This is a genomic window from Bittarella massiliensis (ex Durand et al. 2017) (assembly GCF_001486165.1).
In the GTDB taxonomy this organism is placed as follows: Bacteria; Bacillota; Clostridia; order Oscillospirales; family Ruminococcaceae; genus Bittarella; species Bittarella massiliensis.
The window spans coordinates 797,925-817,131 of sequence record NZ_LN908977.1 but is presented as its reverse complement, the minus strand read 5'-3'; the positions used below and the strand labels follow the sequence as shown (position 1 = coordinate 817,131).

The following is a 19,207-nucleotide window of genomic DNA, read 5'->3' as shown; positions in this document are numbered from 1 at the left end:
CGGTGGCGAAGTGTGCTATAATGGCCCCAGAAGAACAGGGCGGGAGTGCGCCCAAAGGGAGAGAGCCGATGGAAGACAGTAAATTCATCCCCTCCGGCGGGTTTGTGCCGGGAAAAAAGCCCCGCAGAGGGGCCCAGGACGAGCTGGACATGCTCTCCTATTACAGCCAGGAGGGCTGGATCCTAGAGCAGTTCACCAGCATGGGCTTCCTCCTCAAGAAAAAAGAGCCCCAGACCACCGCCTACCTCTACGACTGCGCCGAACACACCCGGGCGGAGATGCCCGCCTATATCGCGCGCTTTGCCGGTCAGGGGTGGGAGTACGTCACCTCCTGCGGAGAGGGCTGCCACTTTTTTAAGGCCCCCGCGGGCACCCCTCGACCGGAGACGGCCGGGGAGGAGGGGGAGCCGCCCTTCACCCCGCTGCCGGGCCAACCCGCCCCGCCGCCGCCCGCACCGGTGACCCGGCAGAGCGTGCAGAGCTGCCTGCGGATGAGCATCCTCTTCTGGCTGCTGGGGGTGGCGGCGCTCGTTCTCTCCGCCGTGGGCAGGGTCGGCGGCATCGCGGTGTTGCAGATGGCGGCCTTGGCCCTGGCGGTGCTCTTTCTATTTGTGGGGAGCACCTACTTCCTCAACTTCCTCTTCACCCGCAGCCAGTTGAAATCGGCGGGCAGGGGAGAGGACGACCAAAAATAACCATTGTGTAGAGTTGACCGAGGGGATGATCGGCTGTTCTAGCGGCAATCTTCACGACAGCGACCACTTTTTAAAGGTCTATGCCTTCGCCAAGACCATTGGCGAGCGGGAGGGGCTGGACGGGGAGACGCAGACGGCATTGGAGACGGCCGCCGTCCTTCACGACATCGCCTGCTCCCTCTGCCGGGAGCGGTAGGGAAACGCCGACGGCAGGTGTCAGGAGCGGGAGGGCGTCCCTGTTGGCGGCTGCCTTTTTAGAGGGCAGCGGCTGGACCCAGACACGCATCGACCGGGTGGTCTACCCGGTCGTGCACCACCACACCCCCAAAGAGAGGAAGGGACTTGACCACCAAATTTTGCTGGAGGCGGATCACCTGGTCGACGCCGGGGAGAGCGGCTATCCGGAAGAGGCGATTTACAGGATGCGGGAGGTCCTCTTTCGCACCCCCACCGGCACCGCCCTGCTCGGCCAAATCGATCTGGTGCGCTGATTGCGGCCCTTGTATGGCGGGGGCGGAAGGAGCGCACCCTTTTATCAGGAGAGAGTTCCCCCCGGGAGGGGGAGGTGAGCCGCCCCGAGCGAGGCGGCCTGTGCAAAAAAGAAGGAGGGCTTTTTCATGCCGAAACCGGTCAAGATGATGATTTTAGAGGACTGTCCATACTGCCGTCAGGCCTTTGCCATGGAGAAGGAGCTGATTGCCGCCCACCCCGAGTACGGCCGGGTGAACATCGAGGTGATCGAGGAAAACCGCGAGCCGGAAAAGACCGAGGGCTATGACTACTGGTATGTGCCCACCTATTTTGTCGGCGACAAAAAGGTCCACGAAGGGGTCCCCACCCTGGAAAAGGTGGAACAGGTGTTCAGGGAAGCCCTGCAGGGCGAGTGAGAACAGAGAAAAGAGGGCGGGCCTTTTGGCCCGCCCTCTTTTGTCGCCGTCAGCCCTCGATCACCTTGACATAGAAGGTGCGGCGACGGGGGCCGTCGAATTCGCAGAAGTAGATGTCCTGCCAGGTGCCGAGGATGGGTCTCCCCTCGCTGATGATGAGGGAGAGGGAGGGGGCCATCAGGCTGGATTTCATGTGCGCGTCGGAATTGCCCTCAAAGTGGCGGTACTCCCGCAGAGGGGGGAAGGTCTTGTCCAGCCCTGCCGAGAGGTCGCGCAGCACGTCGGGGTCGGCGTTTTCGTTGATGGTGATGGCGGCGGTGGTGTGGGGGGTGAAGACGACAGCGATCCCGTCGCGCACCCCGGTCTCGCGGATGTACGCGCGCACCTGGCTGGTGATGTCGTGAAAGCTGTGCTCGCCAGTGGAGAGCTGAAAACTCTTGCAGTGGGCCATAAAAGTGACGCTCCTTTTTGCCGGAATTTGCCCCGCTGGGCCACGCGCTGTGCTACAATACAGAAAAGGGGGCGCAAAATGGTGAGCGAGGGCAGGCAGATTCGCATTTTTTTGTCTCTGTTTCTCATTATAGTGGCGGGACTGCTGTTCTGGCAAGGGGGCAAGGTGGGAAAAGACCTGGGCCCCCTCTACGACGGGCAAAACCGGGTCAATGTCAACCTGGCCGACCGAGAGACCCTGGCCGCCGCTGAGTACGTGGACAGCCAACTTGCCGATGACATTGTGCGCGTCCGGGAGGAGCGGGGCGCCTTTGCCAGCGACGAGGACCTGATGCGGGTGCCGGGGATCGACGAGTACAGCCTGCCGGTGCTCAAAGAGGTGCTCTTTTACTAGGGGCGTCTCCCTGCGCCTTTCCCCCAAAAAAAATTGGATGATTTGCTAAAATACAGCAGAAAACGAGCGGCAGAAACCAGCGACTTTCCAAATTGGCCGGGCGGTATTGACAGCTCCCGGGCGGGGAGACTATAATGGCTGCAATGACAAAGACGGAGAGAGTCCGATGCAATGCGCCTTTCCAGAGAGCCGGCGGATGGTGGAAGTCCGGCAGAGGTTGCGCAGCGGCTAGTCACTCCTGAGTTGAAGGGCAGAAAACCGCCAGGGCGGCCAGTAAGTTCTTCCGCGTGGGCTGCGTTAACCGGTCCGGGGTTTGTTGGAACCCTGCAAAGCGGCACAGATCGTGCAATCTGGGTGGTACCGCGGGCTACTTGTACATACAAGGCTCGTCCCTATTATGGGGACGGGTCTTTTTTATTTGAGTTTTGAAACGGAGGACTGAAAGATGGACAGCAAAATTGCAGAGATCGCAGTGAGGATCGGCGTCATGCGGGAGATTTTGGGGATCAGTGCGGAGGAGATGGCTGCCCAGGTAAACGTTCCCCTGGAGGAATATATCCGCCTGGAGGGGGGCGAGAGCGACTTCCCCATCACCTTTTTGCAAAAATGTGCCGCCGTCTTTGGGGTGGACATGATCGAGCTGCTCACCGGCGAGCGGCCCAAGCTGAACATCTACACCGTGGTGAGAAAGGGCAAGGGGTTGCCGGTGGAGCGCCGCCAGGGGCTGGCCTACCTGCACAAGGCCCATCTCTTTCGCAACAAGATGTGCGAGCCCCTCTACGTGACCGCCCCCTACCTGGAGGGCAACGAGGAGCGGCCAATGATGATGAACAACCACAAGGGGCAGGAGTTTGACTACATCCTCGAGGGGAGCCTGCGCATGGAGGTGGACGGACACACCGTCACCCTGGAGGCGGGGGACAGCATCTACTACGACTCCACCTACCCCCACGGGATGGCGGCTGTCGGCGGCAAGGACTGTACCTTTTTGGCCATTGTCATCCACGGCGGAGACGAAGAAAAGGGGGAATAGGCGATGTTGGAACTCTATAAGGACTACCTGCAGGAGGAGTGGGCCGCGGACGGCTCGCTGCAATCGGTGCGGCTGCACGCGCCGGACGACTTCAATTTCGGCTACGACATCATCGACCGCATCGCCCTGGCGGAGCCCGAGCGGCGGGCCATGGTCTGGTGTGACGACTACGGCTGGGAGGAGACCTTCACCTTTGCCGACATGATGCGCCGCAGCAACCAGACGGCCAATCTGCTGCTCTCCCTGGGGATCAAAAAGGGGGACGCGGTCCTCCTTCTCCTCCGCCGGCACTACGAGTACTGGTTTTGCATCCTGGCCCTGCACAAGATCGGGGCCATCGCCATCCCGGCCACCGATCAGCTCACGGCCAAGGACATCGCCTACCGCATCGACGCGGCGGGGGTGAGCGCGGTCATCTGCACCGCCGAGGGGGAGGCGGCCGCCTCGGTGGACGCCGCGGCCGAGAAGTGCCCGACCCTGCGCACCAAGATTTTGGCCCGGGGCGAGCGGGAGGGCTGGCTCTCCTACCACCGGGAGCTGGAGCGGCAGAGCGACCAGCTGGAGCGCATCCCCAACCGTGCGAGCGACCCCATGCTGCTGTTCTTCACCTCCGGCACCACCGGGATGCCCAAGATGGTGCTCCACGATTACCTCTATCCCCTGGGGCACATCGTCACCGCCAAGGAGTGGCACCAGGTGGTGCCGGACGGGCTGCACCTCTCGGTGGCGGACACCGGCTGGGCCAAGGCCTCCTGGGGCAAAATCTACGGCCAGTGGATCATGGAGGCGGGCATCTTTGTTTACGACTACATCCGCTTTGCCCCCAAAGACCTGCTCCACCTGATTGAAAAGTACAAAATCACCACCTTCTGTGCGCCCCCCACCATCTTTCGCTTCTTTATTAAAGAGGGGATCGAAAACTACGACCTCTCCTCCCTGCGGCATGTGACCACGGCAGGGGAGGCCCTCAACCCCGAGGTGTTCGACCGGTTCAAGGAGTATACCGGCCTCAACCTCACCGAGGGTTTTGGCCAGAGCGAGACCAGCCTGCTCATTGCCAACCTGCCCGGGACGGAGATCCGCCTGGGCTCCATGGGCAAGATCAACCCCCAGTACCAGATCGCCCTGCTGGGGGAGGACGGCGAGATCGTCGACCCCGGCGAAGAGGGGGAAATCTGCATCCGCACCGAGGAGGGCAAGCCCTGCGGCCTCTTCTGCGGCTACTATCTGGACGAGGAGAAGACCGCCGAGATCTGGCACGACGGGTACTACCACACCCGGGACATCGCCTGGCAGGACGAGGACGGCTACCTCTGGTATGTGGGGCGGACCGACGACGTCATCAAGGCCTCGGGCTACCGCATCGGCCCCTTTGAGATCGAGAGCGTGCTGATGGAGCACCCAGCGGTGCTGGAGTGCGCGGTCACCGGGGCCCCCGACCCCATCCGCGGCCAGGTGGTCAAGGCGACCATCACCCTCACCCGCGGCTACTCCCCCAGCGAGGAGCTGGTCAAGGAGATCCAGACCTTTGTCAAGCACCAGACCGCCCCCTACAAGTACCCGCGGATCGTGGAGTTCGTGGATGAACTGCCCAAGACCATCAGCGGCAAAATCAAGCGAAACGAGCTGAGAAACCGGTAGATCCTCCCTTCGGGAGCGGCTGTAATGGCAAATGCCTTTATAGTCGCTCCCGAAATTTTTTTGCCGCTTTTCCCCCTGGAAGAGAAAAATCACAAGGGAAAGGGGAAATTCGGCCAATTCGTCTAAAAAGGGGAGAACAGCGCCGATTTTGACTATAAAGGGAAACACCATTACATCTCTTTGTGAGCAGGAGAAAAGGGTCTACAAATGGCTTTGCAAAGCCGTTTCTGCACTGGCCGCCCTTGCCATTCGCCTCCCTTTTATTGTATGATGACTCTGGATATACCTGTTGCCGCCGGTGCGGGGGCAGCGGGAGAGACACGGGACAGCGAAGCACAGGTATCGGCCCCGCCGGTTGGCGCCGGGGCATTTGCATAGGGGAGAGACGAGATGGGAAAGAAACTTTTGGGAGCTGCCATGGCGCTGGCCATCTTTTCGGCGGCGCTGCTTCTGCCCGGCTGGGAGTGGGTCCGGGGGGAAGAGAAGGGCGCTCAGCCCCTGGACAGCACCTCCTTGGCGGCTGTTGGGCAGGAGGGGACGGCGGAGGAGCCGTCCGACGGCGAGCAGATTTTTTCCCGCCCGGACGAGATGAAGGCGGTCACCCTCACCCCTGGCGTCGACTATGCCGCAGGGGAAGAGCTGGACGCCGACGGGGTTGCCGACGAGATCGACAGCCTGTTGGACAGCGCCCAGGAGATGGGGATGAACACGGTGCTCCTCCCCCTGCTGCGGGGGGAGAGGTCCATCCACCCCTCCCTCTACTTCGACGCCCTCCTGCCGGATACCGACCTGCTGGCCTACCTGCTGCAGGGCTGTGCCGAGCGGGAGCTCTACGCCTACCCGGTGGTGGACCTGGGGGTGCGGGCGGAGGGGGCCTCGGCCCTCCCCACCAGCGCCGAGGAGATCGCCTACATGGCCGGTCGGGCGGGGGAGATCGCCCGGGGCTACCAGTTTGCCGGGCTGCTTCTCTCGGGCTACGAGAATGCCGCCAGCGCCGCCAGCTACCAGGCCTACCGCCAGGCCGGCGGGGGCGAGGGGTTGGAGGACTGGCTGCGCCAGGGCTCGTCCTCGGCGGTGCAGGCGGCGGCCCGGCAGGTCAAGACCGACAGCCCGCAGGTGCAGTTGGGGCTGCTGGTAGGACCGGTCTGGGCCCATGCCTCCCAGTTGGAGGGGGGCTCGGAGACGGGCCGGGTGCCCACCGCCTATTTCGACAGCTGCGCGGACACCCGGCAGATGGCGACCAGCGGGCTCTTTGACTTTTGGGCGGTGGACATGCCCTATGCCACAACCGATCCGGACGCCCCCTTCGGGGTGCTGGCCGCCTGGTGGAAGGGGGCCCTGACCGCCGACGAGGGGGCCGCCACCCCGCCCATCTACGCCCTGCTGCACAACGAGAAGGTGCTGGGGGAGGAGAGCGGCTGGGGCGCCCCCGACCAGTTGATCCGCCAGGTGATGGCCGCGCGGGAGAACCAGTTGGCGGGCTGCGCCTTCGGCTCCCTTCAGACCCTGCGGGAAAATCCCGGCAAAACCACCGACAAGCTGCTGCAGTACTACCGGGACGAACTCAACCCCAACACCATTCTCAAGGAGCTGTCGGTGGACAACCCCCGCTCCGCCGATTCGGTCACCTATGAGCCGGTGCTCACCCTCTACGGCGGGGGCGACCCCAATTTCGATTTGACCATCAACGGCGAGACCGTCCCCCTCAATGACAAGGGGCTCTTCTCGGTGGAGCGGGAGCTGAAGTTGGGGGCCAACACCTTCACCTTTGAGCACAAGGGAAAGACCGCCACCTATACCGTCACCCGCAAGGTGAAGGTGCTGCAGTCGGTCTCCCCCTCGGGCAGTGTGCGGGTGCCCGGCGGCACCTCCATCAAGGTGACGGCGGTGGCCTACGCCGGCTCTACCGTGACGGCCAGCCTGGGCGGCAGCTCGGTGCGGCTTAAGGAGGTGGAGGCGGTCGACGACAGCGGGGAGGGAACGGTGGACTCCTACAAGACCTTTGAGGGGGCCCTCCCCACCTCCGCCTCCACCGGCGACCAGAAGCTGGGGAACATCTCGGTGAGTGCCAGCTGGAGCGGCTATTCAGAAAAGATGAGCGGCGGCTCGGTGACGGTCACCGGGGCGGGGGAGGCCCCGCCGGCGGTGGTGCCCGGGGGCGGCGACTCGTCCTCCTCTTCGTCGGGGGGCAGCTCTTCGAGCGGCGGATCTTCCAGCTCGGGGGACGCCTCCTCGACCCCCTCGGAAAACCTGCCCAAAATCAGCGGCAACTTGGCGGTCATCACCGCCTCCGACGGCGAGGCGGAGGGGTACTCCCCCTCGGTCAACTCCAACTACTCCGACCCCAGCTGTTTCCCCCTGGCCAAAGGGGCGCAGGTCTTTGTCAAGGGCGAAAAGGTCACCTGTTCGGACGCGGGCTACACCGACAGCTACTACAATCTGGGTTCCGGCACCCGGGTGGAGGCGCGGGACATCCAAATCAAGGGGCAGGCCACCGTCGACGCCAACGTGGTGCGGGGGGTCAGCTTTGCCAATACCGGCGGCGTCTTTCGGATGACCGTCTCCCAGGACTGGGCGGCCCCCACCCGCATCACCCTGGAGGGCAATACCCTCACCGTCCGCCTCTACTATAAGACCGGCTATCGGCCCCGCCTCGACCTGCCTGCCAACTCCGTCTTCTCCGCCGCCCAGTGGGTCACGGCCGAGGACGGGGCGGACGCCATCCGCTTCACCCTCAAGAGCGGGCAGTTCCGGGGACTGCGCCAGAGTTACCAGGCAAACGGCGACCTGGTGGTCGACTTCAACAACGTCCTCACCTCCCTGTCGGGGATGCGAGTCTACGTGGACCCCGGCCACGGCGGCAGCGGGGACCCGGGCGCGGTCAACGGCCCCCTGCAGGAGGCGGCCATCAACAAGGCCATCGCCGACAAGCTGGTGGCCGAACTGCAGGGCCGGGGAGCAGTGGTCAAACTGGGCAGCCGCGCCAAGGACTTGAGTGCCCGGGTGCGGGAGGCGAACAGCTTTGGCGCAGACCTCCTGGTGAGCATCCACCAGAACTCCACCACCGGCGCCAGCGCCCGGGGGGCGGAAGTCTGGTACTTTAACCCCTACTCCAAGACCATCGCCTCCACCATTTCCAGCAGGGTGGCGACGGCCAACCTCTCGGGCATCGACCGAGGGGCCAAGTTCGGGTATATGGCCGTCACCCGGCAGATGCGCTACCCGGCGGTGCTGGTGGAGTGCGGCTTCCTCTCCGACGCCACCGAGGGGCAAAACCTGGCCAACGCCGCGGTGCAGGAAAAGATCGCCAAGGCCATTGCCGACGGCATCGCCGCGGGCATTTAGCAAAACAGAGATGGAAGAGGGCCCGGCAGCACCGTCTGCCGGGCCCTCTTGGCGTCGGGGACCGGTTCTGCCCCCGCTCCCGCCCGCATAGGGTTACAGTGAACGAAACCCGCGGGGAGGTAAGGAAAATGGAGGATTTTCGCAATCGCAGTTACGCCTTTCGGGAGGGCCGCTCCCGCCGGGACGAGCAGGGAGAGGGGCCGGGGGGCGGATTTGTCACCCTGGTGCAGATCGTGCTGGCCGCCCTGCTGGTGGGCAGCGCCTTTTTGCTGAAGACGGCCAACCCCGAATGGTACGAGCGGCTGCGGCAGGACTACGCCGCCGCCATCACCCGGGAGGAGAGTTTGGAGGAGGCCAAGGACGTGCTCTTTCAAATCTACGGCGGCATCACCGGCAAGGGGGCGGGCGAGAGCGGCTCTTCTTCCGCTCCCGACGGGGGCTCGTCCGCCACCCCGCTGCCCGGCAGCTCGTCCGCCGCGCCGGGGGAGGCGGTGGAGACCATGGGCGGCCAGGGCGGCATGCAGGAGGTGCCCTACGACGACTACGACAAGACCATGACGCCGCCGGAGAACGCCTCTTACGAGCCCTATACCCTGACGGTGACCCCGCAGCTGCCGGTGTCGGGTCGGGTCACCTCGCCCTTTGGCTACCGCTGGCACCCCATCACCAAGAAGCTGGACTTTCACACCGGGGTGGACATTGCGGCGGCCAAGGGCACCAAGATCGCCGCCGCCCTGAGCGGCACGGTGGCGGAGGCCGGGCAGAGCCGGGTCTACGGCAACTACATCCTCCTGCGCCACAGCGACGACCTCTACACCTTCTACGGCCACTGCGACAGCCTGCAGGTGGAGGCGGGGACGGTGGTGCGCCAGGGCGAGACCATCGGCTATGTGGGGAGCACCGGCCTCTCCACCGGGCCCCACCTCCACCTGGAAATCCGGCTGCGCGGCAAACAGGTGGACCCCCGCTGGGTATTCCCCCAGCTGTAAAGGGTGCGCTTCTCCCTGGGGAAAGCGGCGGTGCGCGTCTCGCCCCTCTACCTTTTTTTGCTGCTGTGCATCTCGGTGTTCGACTACACCGGCATCCTGCTGCAGGCCTTTGTCGCCAGCTTGCTCCACGAGATGGGGCACCTGCTCTGCCTGCTGTTGCAGCGCCGCCCCGTCTGCGCGCTGGACTTTACGGTGGCGGGCATCCGCCTGGACCGGGGGACCGACTACTGCCCCTCGCCGGCCGACATCCCAGTCTACCTGGCAGGGCCGGCGGTCAACCTGGCCATCGGCCTGGGGGCCCTCTGGCTGCTGCAGCGCCGCTTTGCCCTGCACCTGGCCACCCTGGCGCTGATCCACCTGCTGTTGGGGGCCTTTAACCTGCTGCCCATCTCCCTTCTGGACGGGGGACAGGTGCTGCTGATTTTTCTGCGGGAAAAGCTGCCGCCCCGGCGGGCCGAGCGGCTCTACTGGGCCTTTTCCTTCTGGACCTCCCTCGCCCTGCTGGGGGCGGGGCTCCTCCTCTTCGCGGCCACCCGCCAAAACGGCACCCTGGCCCTTTGCGGCGGGTACCTCTTTTACTCTGTGGTGCGGGGCCGCCAGAGGGAGGAGGGGCGGCGCCGTTAGCCGCCTTCCGCCAACCTGTCCGGCGGTTGCGGCGCGGCCGGATTTAGTGTATGATAAGTAGGCGCAAAGGGAGTCTTTGCGCCTACTTTTGACGTTTGAAGAGGAATGACATGTTAAGAGATACCATTGAACAGGTGCTGCTCAAGGTGCAAAAGCCCGCCCAGTACATCGGCGGAGAGTTGGGCAGCATCGTCAAAGACAGAGACGGGGTGGACCTTCGCTTTGCCTTTTGCTTCCCCGACACCTACGATGTGGGGATGTCCCACCTGGGGATGAAGATCCTCTACGGCCTGCTCAACGAGCGGCCCGACATCTGGTGCGAGCGGGTCTTTGCCCCCTGGGTGGACATGGAGGAGCAGATGCGGGAAAACCACATCCCCCTCTACGCCCTCGAGAGCCTGGACCCGGTGGCCGATTTTGACATCGTCGGTTTCACCCTCCAGTACGAGCTCAGCTTCACCAACATCCTGAATATGCTCGATCTGGCGGGCATCCCCGTGCTGGCCGCGCAGCGGGGGGACAGCCTGGCCCCCCTCATCGTGGCGGGGGGCCCCTGCGCCTGCAACCCCGAGCCGCTGGCCGATTTCATCGACTTGTTTTTGCTGGGTGAGGGGGAAGAGCTGAACCTGGAGCTCTGCGATCTCTACCTGGCGTGCAAAAAAGAGGGGGTGGGGAAGGGGGAATTCCTCCGCCGGGCCGCCCAGATCGAGGGGGTCTATGTCCCCTCCCTCTACGAGGTGCAGTACAAAGAGGACGGGACCGTCGAGCGGGTCACCCCCCGCGAAGGCGCCCCCGCCACCGTGCGCAAGCGGATCGTCAGGGAGATGAGCAGCGCCTATTTCCCCGAAAACTTCGTGGTGCCCTTCACCGACATCGTTCACGACCGGGCCATGGTCGAGGTGCTGCGGGGCTGCATCCGGGGCTGCCGGTTCTGCCAGGCGGGGTTCATCTACCGCCCCCTGCGGGAGAAGGACCCTGGGGTCATCGACGCCCAGGCGAAGGCCCTGTGCAAAAACACCGGCTACGACGAGGTGTCCCTCACCTCGCTGAGCACCAGCGACCTGACCACCCTGGAGGGGCTTCTCGACGAGATGCTCACCTGGACCGAGGACGAGAAGGTCAGCCTCTCGCTGCCCTCTCTGCGGGTGGACAACTTCTCCAAAGAGCTGGTGGACCGCATCACCTCGGTGCGAAAGAGCGGCCTCACCTTCGCCCCGGAGGCCGGCACCCAGCGGCTGCGGGACGCCATCAACAAAAACGTCACCCAGGGGGAGATCGACCGCACCTGCGCCCTGGCCTTTGAAAACGGCTACACCGGCGTCAAGCTCTACTTCATGATCGGTCTGCCCACCGAGACGATGGAGGACGTGGAGGGGATCGTCGAGACCGCCCAGGGGGTGGTGGAGCTCTACTACAAGACCAAGGAACACGCCAAGGGCAAGGGGGTGCAGGTCTCGGTGAGCACCGCCTGCTTTGTGCCCAAGCCCTTTACCCCCTTTCAGTTCGAGCCCCAGGACACCATGGAGCAGCTGGCGCAGAAGCAGGAGCGGATGCGCGCGGTGCTGCGCAGCAAGAAGATCAAGCTCAGCTGCCACGACACCCAGGTCAGCTTTATCGAAGGGGTGTTTGCCCGGGGCGACCGGCGGCTGGGGAAGGCCATCCTCTGCGCCTGGGAGAGCGGCTGCACCTTTGACGGGTGGAGCGAGCACTTCTCCTACGAGCGGTGGATGGCGGCCTTTGCCGAGGCGGGGCTCGACCCGGCCTTTTACGCCAACCGCCGCCGCCCCTACGACGAGGTGCTCCCCTGGGATCACCTGGACTACGGGGTGAGCAAGGCCTTCTTGGTGCGGGAGAACCAGCTCGCCCACCAGTCGGTCGCCACCCCCCACTGCCGGCAGCACTGCAGCGGCTGCGGCGCCAACAAGCTACTGGGAGGACCCTGCTTTGGAAACGATGCAAACGATACGCCTGTGGTTTAAAAAAGAGGGGCTGGCCAAGTACATCTCCCACCTGGATCTGGTGCGGTGTATGGCCAGGGCCCTCAAGCGCTCGGGGCTGCCGGTCTGGTACACCCAGGGCTTTAACCCCCACATCTACCTCACCTTCGCCCTGCCCCTCTCTCTGGGGCAGGAGAGCGAGTGCGAGATCATGCAGTTTCGCCTGGTGGAGGAGCTACCCCTGAACGAGGTGAAGGACCGGCTGAACGCCGCCCTGCCCGCCGGGCTGCAGGTGCTCGCCGCCGCCCTGCCCCAGCAGGACCTGCAGGCGATCGCCGCCGCCGACTACCGGGTGTCCCTCGAGGGGGCGCCGGGTTTGGCCGAGCGCTTTTTGGCGTTTGCCCGGCAGCCCCAGATCAAGACCCTCAAGCGCAGCAAGAAGGGCCCCAAAGAGGTGGACATCCGCCCCCTGGTCCTGGCCTGCGACGGCGAAGAGGGGGAGGGGGGCCGTGCGCTCCTCTCCCTGCGGCTGGCCGCGGGGGGGCAGCAAAACCTCAACCCCGCCCTCCTTGTAGACGCCTACTGCGCCCAGAGCGGCGAGGCGGTCAAGACCGCCTCCATCCGCCGCACCGCCCTCTACGATGGGGCGGGCGCGCCCTTTTGCTAAAATTGCCCCGCCCTGCCAAACATTTTGCCTTTTCTGGCTGTTTTCCCCTTGCACAGGGGGGAAGTGTGTGGTAAAATACAGCAGTATGTTCCGCTGTGGGGCCTTTGGGCCTGGCGGCGGGGTTTCTGTCAACATCTGAAACCAGGCAGTCCTCTGCTCACCGCAAGGTATGAAAAAGAAGCAAGAATGTCGGAAAACCAAGGAGGATTTATCATGGATGCAATGAAACTGATGACCGACTCGATGCTCAAATCCGAGCTCCCCGAGATCAACATCGGCGACACCGTTCGGGTGCACGTGCTGATCAAAGAGGGCCAGAGAGAGCGTATCCAGGTGTTTGAGGGCACTGTCATCGCCCGCAAACACGGCGGGATCAATGAGACCTTCACCGTGCGCCGGGTTTCCTACGGCGTCGGCGTGGAGCGGGTGTTCCCGGTTCACTCTCCCAAGGTCGAAAAGGTCGAGATCGTTCGCCGCGGCAAGGTGCGCAGAAGCAAGCTCTACTACCTGCGCGACCGCGTCGGCAAGGCCGCCAAGGTCAAAGAGCAGCTCCGATAAACCGCAAAGGGCGGCCGGGTCAAACCGGCCGCCCTTTTCTCTGCCCTTTTGGCGGCCCAATTTCCCGATCCTGTCGGGGGAGACAAGGGGAAAGAGGGGCCGAAGGCGGGAAAGGGAGAGCGGTCTTTGGGGGGGATGGGGGACACAAAGGATTGCCCTGAATCGCCGGTTTGCCCGGTGGCCGTGGGCGCGATTTTGTCGCCTCGCGCGGGGCGAAGCCCGGCTGCCGCCCTTTTGGGACCGGTCCATCCTGACTCTTTCACCGGCGATTTTGATTTTGCAGGTATCTGGGCGGCGGGCGGAGATGGGAGACGAGATTTGAAATTTCTGTGAATCCCTTTTTTTGCGGCGCAGAAAATGGTACAATAACACCGAGAAACATGGGGTCGCCTGTCCCCAGGGCCGAGGGCGAGGGGAGAGGCGGCCTTTACTTTCGTCGAGAAAGGTCGGTGCCTTTTATGGAACACGCCGTTGCGCAGCGGGGAAAATCGCGCCCGCAGATGCCCAAGCGAACCCCGGCGGGGGCGCTCTACCGCGAATTTTTCAGCTGGGTCGAGACCATCGTCCTCTCTTTGGTGGCGGTGTCGCTGGTCTTCACCTTTGTGGTGCGCATCATCCGGGTGGACGGGGACTCCATGCTCCCCACCCTTCAAAACAACAATGTGCTGCTGATTTCCCCCTTCCTCTATGAGGTGGAGCAGGGGGACATCGTCGTCCTCAACAGCCACGAGGATGAAAAGCTCTACATCAAGCGGGTCATCGCCACCGAGGGGCAGGTGGTCAACATCGACTTCGACTCCGGCACCGTCTTTGTGGACGGGGTCCCCCTGGACGAGCCCTATATCAACGAGGCCACCGCCCTGCGGGGGGACGAGACCTTCCCCCAGGAGGTGCAGCCCGGCCACTACTTCGTGATGGGGGACAACCGCAACCACTCGGAGGACAGCCGCTTCTCCTCGCTGGGCCAGGTGGCCAAGCAGGACATTGTCGGCGAGGCCTATTTTAGACTGCTGCCCTTTGGCGGCTTTGGAAAGGTAGGGTGAGCGAGATGGCAAACGACCTGCACACCATTCAGTGGTTCCCCGGCCACATGGCCAAGACTCGCCGGCTCATCGCCGAAAATCTCCGCCACGTCAACCTGGTGGCCGAGATCGTGGACGCCCGCATCCCCGCCTCCAGCCGCAACCCGGAAATCGACGCCCTGGTGGGGGAGAAGCCCCGGCTGCTGCTGCTCAACAAGTCGGACCTGGCCGACGAGGCGGCCACCCGCCGCTGGATCGAGTGGTACCGCGGCCAGGGGATCCCCGCCATCGCCATCGACGCCAAGAACGGCAGGGGATTGGGACACTTCAAACCCGCCGTCCTCGCCGCGCTGGAGGGGTATTTGCAGCGCCGCCGCGAAAAGGGGATGACCGGCCACCAGATCCGGGTGATGGTGGTGGGGGTGCCCAACGTGGGCAAGTCCTCCTTCATCAACCGCATCGCCGGGGGCAAGCGCGCTAAGGTGGAGGACCGCCCCGGCGTCACCCGCGGCAAGCAGTGGATCAAGATCGACGAGGACTTGGAGCTGCTTGACATGCCCGGCATCCTCTGGCCCAAATTCGACGACCCCGCCGTGGGGGAGAAGCTGGCCTTCACCGGCGCCATCAAGGACGACGTGATGGACATGGAGTACATCGCCATGAAGCTTTTGGACATCCTCTCCGCTCAGTACCCCGAGGCGCTGGCGTCTCGCTACAAGCTGGACCCCGAGGCCCTGGCCGCCTGTGCCGACGGCTTTGCAGTGCTGCAGCTCATCGGCCGCAAGCGGGGGATGCTCATCTCCGGCGGGGAGATCGACACCGAGCGGGCCGCCATCATGCTGGTGGACGAGTACCGGGGCCAGAAAATCGGCCGCTTCACCCTGGAGACACCGCCCCGGGCGGAGGAGGCGCAGTGAGCGCCCCGGCCCTGCACCCCGAACTGCTGGCCTTTGACCAGGACCTGCGCCAGCGCTTCGGCACCCTCTGCGGGGTGGACGAGGCGGGGCGGGGCCCCCTGGCCGGCCCGGTCTGCGCCGCGGCCGTGGTGCTGCCCGAGGGGTACCTGCCGGCGGGGCTCAACGACTCGAAAAAACTCACCGAAAAGCGGCGGGAACTGCTCTTTGACGAGATACGGGAGAACGCGGTGGCCTACAGCGTCCAGTTGGTGGATAATGAGATCATCGACGACATAAACATATTAAACGCCACCATGCAGGCCATGGCCCAGGCCATTGCCGGGCTGGGGGTGCCGGTGGAACTGGCCCTCATTGACGGCAACCGCTGTCCCCCCGCCAACCTGCCCTGTCAGGCCGTCGTCCAGGGGGACGCCCGCTCGGCCAGCATCGCCGCCGCCTCCATCCTCGCCAAGGTCACCCGGGACCGGCTGATGTTGGAGTACGACCAGCTCTTTCCCGGCTACGGGTTTGCCCGCCACAAGGGCTACCCCACCAAGGCCCACTATCAGGCCCTCACCGAGCTGGGGGTCACCCCCATCCACCGGCTGACCTTCCTCAAAAAGTGGAAGGGGCGCTCCCAGTGAGGGAGCGGGGGCGGGGGATGAAGTCCACCTCCGGCATTTTGGGGGAGGTGGAGGCCGCCCGCCTGGCCCGGCGCAAGGGGTATCAGATCCTGCGCTCCAACTTCACCTGCCGCTACGGGGAGCTGGACCTGGTTGTCGCAGACGGGGACATCCTGGTGATCATGGAGGTCAAGACCCGGCTGCAAAATGCCCTCTACACCCCGGCCGAGGCGGTGACCCGCCAGAAGCAGGAGCGGATCAAGCTGGCAACCAACGTCTTTCTGGCCGCCCAGCAGCTCGACGATGTGCAGGTGCGCTTTGACGTGGTGGAAGTGATCATGGATGAGGCCTTTGAGGTGGTGTCGGTCAACCACTTGGAAGATGCCTTTCGCTGAACGCGAGAGAGGAGAGAGCGCCCGTGGATCTATTTGACCTGCACTGCGACACCCTGACTTCCTGCTGCAACAAGGGGTTGTCCCTGGCGGAGAACGAGTTGGAGATTTCCCTGCAAAAGGGGTCCTATTTGGAGCGGTGGGCCCAGTGCTTTGCCGTCTTTGTCCCCGACGAGCTGCGGGGGGAAGCGGCCTACGACTACTACCGCCGGGCGGTGGACTACTACCGCGCCCAGGCCGCCCCGCCGCTGCTGCGCGAGGGGGCGGAGCTGACCGCCCTGCGCCGGGGGGAAAGGCGGCTCTGCCCCATCCTCACGGTGGAGGGCGGCGCCGTCCTGGCCGGCCGGTTGGAGCGGATACAGACCTTGGCCGAGGACGGGGTGCAGATGCTGACCATCACCTGGAACGGCGAGAACGAGCTGGGCTGGGGGGTCAGCGAGAACCGGGGCCTCAAGCCGCTGGGCAGGGAGGCGGTGCGGGAGATGGAGCGCTGGGGCATCCTCCCCGACGTCTCCCACCTCTCCCAGTGGGGTTTTTACGATTTGGCGGCGGTGGCGGAGGGGCCGATCGTGGCCTCCCACTCCAACGCCAAGGCCCTCTGCAACCACCCCCGCAACCTGACGGACGAGCAGTTTGCCGTCATCCGCGACCGGGGCGGGCTGGTGGGCCTCAACTACAACCAGGGCTTTTTGCGGGAGGACGGCCCCGCCACCCCCGACGACATCGCCGAGCACGCCCTGCACTTTTTGGCCCTGGGGGGCGAAAAGACCCTGGCCCTGGGCTCCGATTTTGACGGGGCCGAGATGCCGCAGCAGCTGCCGGACATCGCCGCCCTGCCTGCCCTGGCCGACGCCATGGCCCGGCGGGGGATCGGCCCGCAGCAGATACAGGCCATCTTCTTTGACAACGCCGCCGACTTTTTTGAGAGAAGGCTGTCCTCTTTTTGAGGGGGGCGGGATCGGATCGGGCGGGAAGGATCTTCCAGCCGAAAATAATTGGCGACTTCTCATAGCCTGTGGTTTATGGTATAATAGCGAAAAATCGGCTGTGGGCAGGGGAGGGTTCTGCACCCTTTTCCCGCCGCCTGCAAAGGGCAGACAGCAGCCGGTTTGCCCCCTGTTCTCTGCCTGTGGGAGGGAGGGGACGGGGGGAAGAAAAAGAGGGCGGCCCCGTGCCGCCGGACCTGGAAAATTGAAGAGGTGAGCAGATTGCGTTACAGCAGTACAAGGGATTCATCGCTGCAGGTGTCGTCCTCCGAGGCGATTTTGCAGGGCATCTCAAAAGACGGCGGCCTGTTTGTCCCTGAGACGATCCCGGCCTTCGCGCCGGGTGAACTGGCCCAACTGCAGGGCAGCAGCTACCAGGAGGTGGCCTCTGCCGTTCTGTCCCGCTACCTGACCGATTTTTCGCAGGAGGAGATCGACGACTGCGTGAAAAAGGCCTATGGCAGCAAGTTTCCCGAGGGGGAGGCCCCCCTGGCCGAACTGAAAGACGGCCTTCAGGTGCTGGAACTCTGGCACGGCCCCACCTGCGCCTTTAAGGACATGGCCCTGCAGATGTTGCCCCAACTGCTGACGGTGGCCAACAAAAAGGCAGGCGACGGCAAGACCATCCTCATTTTGGTGGCCACCTCCGGCGACACCGGCAAGGCCGCCCTCGAGGGGTTTTGCGATGTGCCGGGCACCGAGATCGCCGTGTTCTACCCCCAGGACGGGGTCAGCCACATGCAAAAGCGCCAGATGGTGACCCAGGCGGGGGAGAACGTGCACGTCTGCGGGGTGGACGGCAACTTTGACGACTGCCAGACCGGGGTGAAGCGGATCTTCACCGACGGTCGCGCCGCGGCGGAACTGGCGGCCAAGGGGATGCGCTTTTCCAGCGCCAACTCCATCAACTGGGGGCGGCTGGCGCCCCAGATCGTCTACTATGTATACGCCTACCTGGAGATGTGCCGCGCCGGCAAGGTCGCCATGGGGGAGCCGGTGAACTTCGCCGTCCCCACCGGGAACTTCGGCAACATCCTCGCCGCCTACTTTGCCAAGGAGATGGGGGTCCCCATCGGCAAACTCATCTGCGCGTCCAACCGCAACAACGTGCTCACCGACTTTTTGAGCGAGGGGCGCTACGACCGCAACCGCCCCTTCTACACCACCCTCTCCCCGTCGATGGACATCCTGGTCTCCTCCAACCTGGAGCGGCTCCTCTACCTCCTCTCCGGGCGGGACGACGGGCTGATCGGCCGCCTCTACCGCGACCTGTCCGACACCGGCCGCTTCGCGGTGAAAGAGGAGATGCTCGGCCGTCTCAAAGAGAGCTTTGCCGCCGGCTGCGCCGACGACGCCGAGACCTCGGCCGCCATCAGGGAGGTCTACGACCGCTCGGGCTACCTCTGCGACCCCCACACCGCCGTGGCCTTCAAGGTCTACGGCGAATACCGGGCGTCCACCGGGGACGAGACCCCCACGGTGGTGGTCTCCACCGCCAGCCCCTACAAATTCCCGGCCAGTGTGTTGGAGGCGCTGGGCGGCGAGCTGCCGGGGAAAAACGACTTCTCCATCCTCTCCTCGCTGGAGGAGCGAAGCGGTGTCGCGGCCCCGGCGGCCCTCAAGGCCCTGCGGGACAAACCCATTCGCTTTGGCGACTGCTGCATGCCTGGCGAGATGTTCGGCTGGGTCAAGGCGGTCCTCAACATCTAGCGGGCACCGAACAGGAAAAAAGGGCGGCTGGGCCGCCCTTTTTTGAGGGGTCATCGCAGATGTTCAGTCCCTCTGCCGCCTATTCCCCCTCTTTGGGGTGAAAGGTGGAGCAGATGGTGTCGCAGCAGGAACAGGCAAAGTGCGGCCCCACCTGAATATCTGCCGCTGTACAGCGCCGGTCGCGATTGTAAATGCAGTTTTCCACGTCGCAGACGACCTGTGGAATGGGTCCGGGCTTGCTCTTTTTCACGCGCAACCACACCCTTTGGCAAATTTCTGTGAACCCGTGTACATCAGCCCTCTCTGAAAGTGTGTCTGCTTGAGACCGCTTTTATGGCAGGGAAAAGGAGGAGGGAAA

Annotated in this window: 21 protein-coding genes; 19 read left to right on the top strand and 2 right to left on the bottom strand. The window is 64.2% G+C overall.

What is annotated here, in order from left to right:
• Positions 1 to 68 precede the first annotated feature (68 nt).
• From BN3266_RS10840 to BN3266_RS10825, 4 genes are all read left to right on the top strand, one after another.
• Positions 69 to 695 (top strand): DUF2812 domain-containing protein, encoded by a 627-nt coding sequence (locus BN3266_RS10840; RefSeq protein ID WP_059005151.1) that lies wholly within the window; start codon positions 69 to 71, stop codon positions 693 to 695.
• A gap of 25 nt (positions 696 to 720) precedes the next feature.
• Positions 721 to 891: an HD domain-containing protein gene (locus BN3266_RS14350; protein ID WP_242861762.1), complete on the top strand. Its 171-nt coding sequence runs from the start codon at positions 721 to 723 to the stop codon at positions 889 to 891.
• Between the two features lie 43 nt (positions 892 to 934).
• On the top strand, positions 935 to 1,186 hold the full coding sequence (locus tag BN3266_RS14345; protein ID WP_059005149.1) for a hypothetical protein: 252 nt from the start codon (positions 935 to 937) through the stop codon (positions 1,184 to 1,186).
• Between the two features lie 126 nt (positions 1,187 to 1,312).
• On the top strand, positions 1,313 to 1,582 hold the full coding sequence (locus tag BN3266_RS10825) for a thioredoxin family protein (RefSeq protein WP_059005148.1): 270 nt from the start codon (positions 1,313 to 1,315) through the stop codon (positions 1,580 to 1,582).
• Between the two features lie 49 nt (positions 1,583 to 1,631).
• Here the strand turns inward: BN3266_RS10825 and BN3266_RS10820 are convergent, their stop codons facing one another.
• On the bottom strand, positions 1,632 to 2,033 hold the full coding sequence (locus tag BN3266_RS10820) for a secondary thiamine-phosphate synthase enzyme YjbQ (protein ID WP_059005147.1): 402 nt from the start codon (positions 2,031 to 2,033) through the stop codon (positions 1,632 to 1,634).
• 165 nt (positions 2,034 to 2,198) lie between these two features.
• Between BN3266_RS10820 and BN3266_RS10815 the strand changes: the two genes are divergently transcribed.
• The 15 genes from BN3266_RS10815 to thrC all read left to right on the top strand — a co-directional run bounded on the left by BN3266_RS10815 (position 2,199) and on the right by thrC (position 18,849).
• On the top strand, positions 2,199 to 2,426 hold the full coding sequence (locus tag BN3266_RS10815) for a ComEA family DNA-binding protein (RefSeq protein WP_195891622.1): 228 nt from the start codon (positions 2,199 to 2,201) through the stop codon (positions 2,424 to 2,426).
• Positions 2,427 to 2,871: 445 nt separating this feature from the next.
• Positions 2,872 to 3,459, top strand: coding sequence for a helix-turn-helix domain-containing protein (locus tag BN3266_RS14340; RefSeq protein ID WP_021659191.1), 588 nt, complete (start codon positions 2,872 to 2,874; stop codon positions 3,457 to 3,459).
• A 3-nt stretch (positions 3,460 to 3,462) separates the two neighbouring features.
• Positions 3,463 to 5,100 carry an AMP-binding protein gene (locus BN3266_RS10805; RefSeq protein WP_059005145.1) on the top strand — a complete coding sequence of 546 codons (1,638 nt, stop codon included), beginning with the start codon at positions 3,463 to 3,465 and terminating at the stop codon, positions 5,098 to 5,100.
• 390 nt (positions 5,101 to 5,490) lie between these two features.
• Complete coding sequence (locus BN3266_RS10800; RefSeq protein WP_154669066.1) at positions 5,491 to 8,445, top strand: N-acetylmuramoyl-L-alanine amidase; 2,955 nt, start codon at positions 5,491 to 5,493, stop codon at positions 8,443 to 8,445.
• Positions 8,446 to 8,573: 128 nt separating this feature from the next.
• Entirely contained in the window at positions 8,574 to 9,434 is an 861-nt protein-coding gene (locus BN3266_RS10795; RefSeq protein ID WP_059005143.1) for a M23 family metallopeptidase, read from the top strand.
• Between the two features lie 30 nt (positions 9,435 to 9,464).
• Entirely contained in the window at positions 9,465 to 10,058 is a 594-nt protein-coding gene (locus BN3266_RS10790; protein ID WP_154669065.1) for a site-2 protease family protein, read from the top strand.
• A gap of 110 nt (positions 10,059 to 10,168) precedes the next feature.
• Complete coding sequence (locus BN3266_RS10785) at positions 10,169 to 12,037, top strand: TIGR03960 family B12-binding radical SAM protein (RefSeq protein ID WP_059005141.1); 1,869 nt, start codon at positions 10,169 to 10,171, stop codon at positions 12,035 to 12,037.
• Positions 12,012 to 12,662, top strand: coding sequence for a TIGR03936 family radical SAM-associated protein (locus BN3266_RS10780; RefSeq protein WP_059005140.1), 651 nt, complete (start codon positions 12,012 to 12,014; stop codon positions 12,660 to 12,662). The genes BN3266_RS10785 and BN3266_RS10780 overlap by 26 nt, the downstream gene beginning before the upstream one ends.
• Before the next feature lie 213 nt (positions 12,663 to 12,875).
• The gene (gene rplS, locus BN3266_RS10775; protein ID WP_044992397.1) at positions 12,876 to 13,220 is read left to right on the top strand and encodes a 50S ribosomal protein L19; all 345 of its coding nucleotides are present in this window, start codon (positions 12,876 to 12,878) and stop codon (positions 13,218 to 13,220) included.
• A 500-nt stretch (positions 13,221 to 13,720) separates the two neighbouring features.
• Positions 13,721 to 14,263: a signal peptidase I gene (lepB, locus tag BN3266_RS10770; RefSeq protein ID WP_044992394.1), complete on the top strand. Its 543-nt coding sequence runs from the start codon at positions 13,721 to 13,723 to the stop codon at positions 14,261 to 14,263.
• Between the two features lie 5 nt (positions 14,264 to 14,268).
• Complete coding sequence (gene ylqF / locus BN3266_RS10765) at positions 14,269 to 15,159, top strand: ribosome biogenesis GTPase YlqF (protein WP_059005584.1); 891 nt, start codon at positions 14,269 to 14,271, stop codon at positions 15,157 to 15,159.
• Positions 15,156 to 15,782, top strand: coding sequence for a ribonuclease HII (locus BN3266_RS10760; RefSeq protein WP_059005139.1), 627 nt, complete (start codon positions 15,156 to 15,158; stop codon positions 15,780 to 15,782). Before ylqF ends, BN3266_RS10760 begins: the two co-directional genes overlap by 4 nt.
• Complete coding sequence (locus BN3266_RS10755) at positions 15,779 to 16,156, top strand: YraN family protein (RefSeq protein WP_059005138.1); 378 nt, start codon at positions 15,779 to 15,781, stop codon at positions 16,154 to 16,156. Before BN3266_RS10760 ends, BN3266_RS10755 begins: the two co-directional genes overlap by 4 nt.
• Positions 16,157 to 16,179: 23 nt before the next feature.
• The gene (locus BN3266_RS10750; protein WP_059005137.1) at positions 16,180 to 17,100 is read left to right on the top strand and encodes a dipeptidase; all 921 of its coding nucleotides are present in this window, start codon (positions 16,180 to 16,182) and stop codon (positions 17,098 to 17,100) included.
• Positions 17,101 to 17,361: 261 nt separating this feature from the next.
• Positions 17,362 to 18,849 (top strand): threonine synthase, encoded by a 1,488-nt coding sequence (thrC, locus tag BN3266_RS10745; protein ID WP_059005136.1) that lies wholly within the window; start codon positions 17,362 to 17,364, stop codon positions 18,847 to 18,849.
• A 79-nt stretch (positions 18,850 to 18,928) separates the two neighbouring features.
• Here thrC and BN3266_RS13625 read toward each other — a convergent pair whose 3' ends face one another.
• Positions 18,929 to 19,099 (bottom strand): DUF1540 domain-containing protein, encoded by a 171-nt coding sequence (locus BN3266_RS13625; protein ID WP_021659173.1) that lies wholly within the window; start codon positions 19,097 to 19,099, stop codon positions 18,929 to 18,931.
• Positions 19,100 to 19,207: the final 108 nt, after the last annotated feature.

Bases quoted from the DNA above. Each gene is read 5' to 3' on its own strand.
- BN3266_RS10825 (WP_059005148.1), top strand. From the start codon at position 1,313: ATGCCGAAACCGGTCAAGATGATGATTTTAGAGGACTGTCCATACTGC.
- BN3266_RS10800 (WP_154669066.1), top strand. From the start codon at position 5,491: ATGGGAAAGAAACTTTTGGGAGCTGCCATGGCGCTGGCCATCTTTTCG.
- BN3266_RS10780 (WP_059005140.1), top strand. From the start codon at position 12,012: ATGCAAACGATACGCCTGTGGTTTAAAAAAGAGGGGCTGGCCAAGTAC.
- rplS (WP_044992397.1), top strand. From the start codon at position 12,876: ATGGATGCAATGAAACTGATGACCGACTCGATGCTCAAATCCGAGCTC.
- BN3266_RS10805 (WP_059005145.1), top strand. From the start codon at position 3,463: ATGTTGGAACTCTATAAGGACTACCTGCAGGAGGAGTGGGCCGCGGAC.
- lepB (WP_044992394.1), top strand. From the start codon at position 13,721: ATGCCCAAGCGAACCCCGGCGGGGGCGCTCTACCGCGAATTTTTCAGC.
- BN3266_RS14340 (WP_021659191.1), top strand. From the start codon at position 2,872: ATGGACAGCAAAATTGCAGAGATCGCAGTGAGGATCGGCGTCATGCGG.
- ylqF (WP_059005584.1), top strand. From the start codon at position 14,269: ATGGCAAACGACCTGCACACCATTCAGTGGTTCCCCGGCCACATGGCC.
- BN3266_RS10840 (WP_059005151.1), top strand. From the start codon at position 69: ATGGAAGACAGTAAATTCATCCCCTCCGGCGGGTTTGTGCCGGGAAAA.
- BN3266_RS10785 (WP_059005141.1), top strand. From the start codon at position 10,169: ATGTTAAGAGATACCATTGAACAGGTGCTGCTCAAGGTGCAAAAGCCC.
- BN3266_RS10820 (WP_059005147.1), bottom strand. From the start codon at position 2,033: ATGGCCCACTGCAAGAGTTTTCAGCTCTCCACTGGCGAGCACAGCTTT.
- BN3266_RS10795 (WP_059005143.1), top strand. From the start codon at position 8,574: ATGGAGGATTTTCGCAATCGCAGTTACGCCTTTCGGGAGGGCCGCTCC.
- BN3266_RS14350 (WP_242861762.1), top strand. From the start codon at position 721: ATGATCGGCTGTTCTAGCGGCAATCTTCACGACAGCGACCACTTTTTA.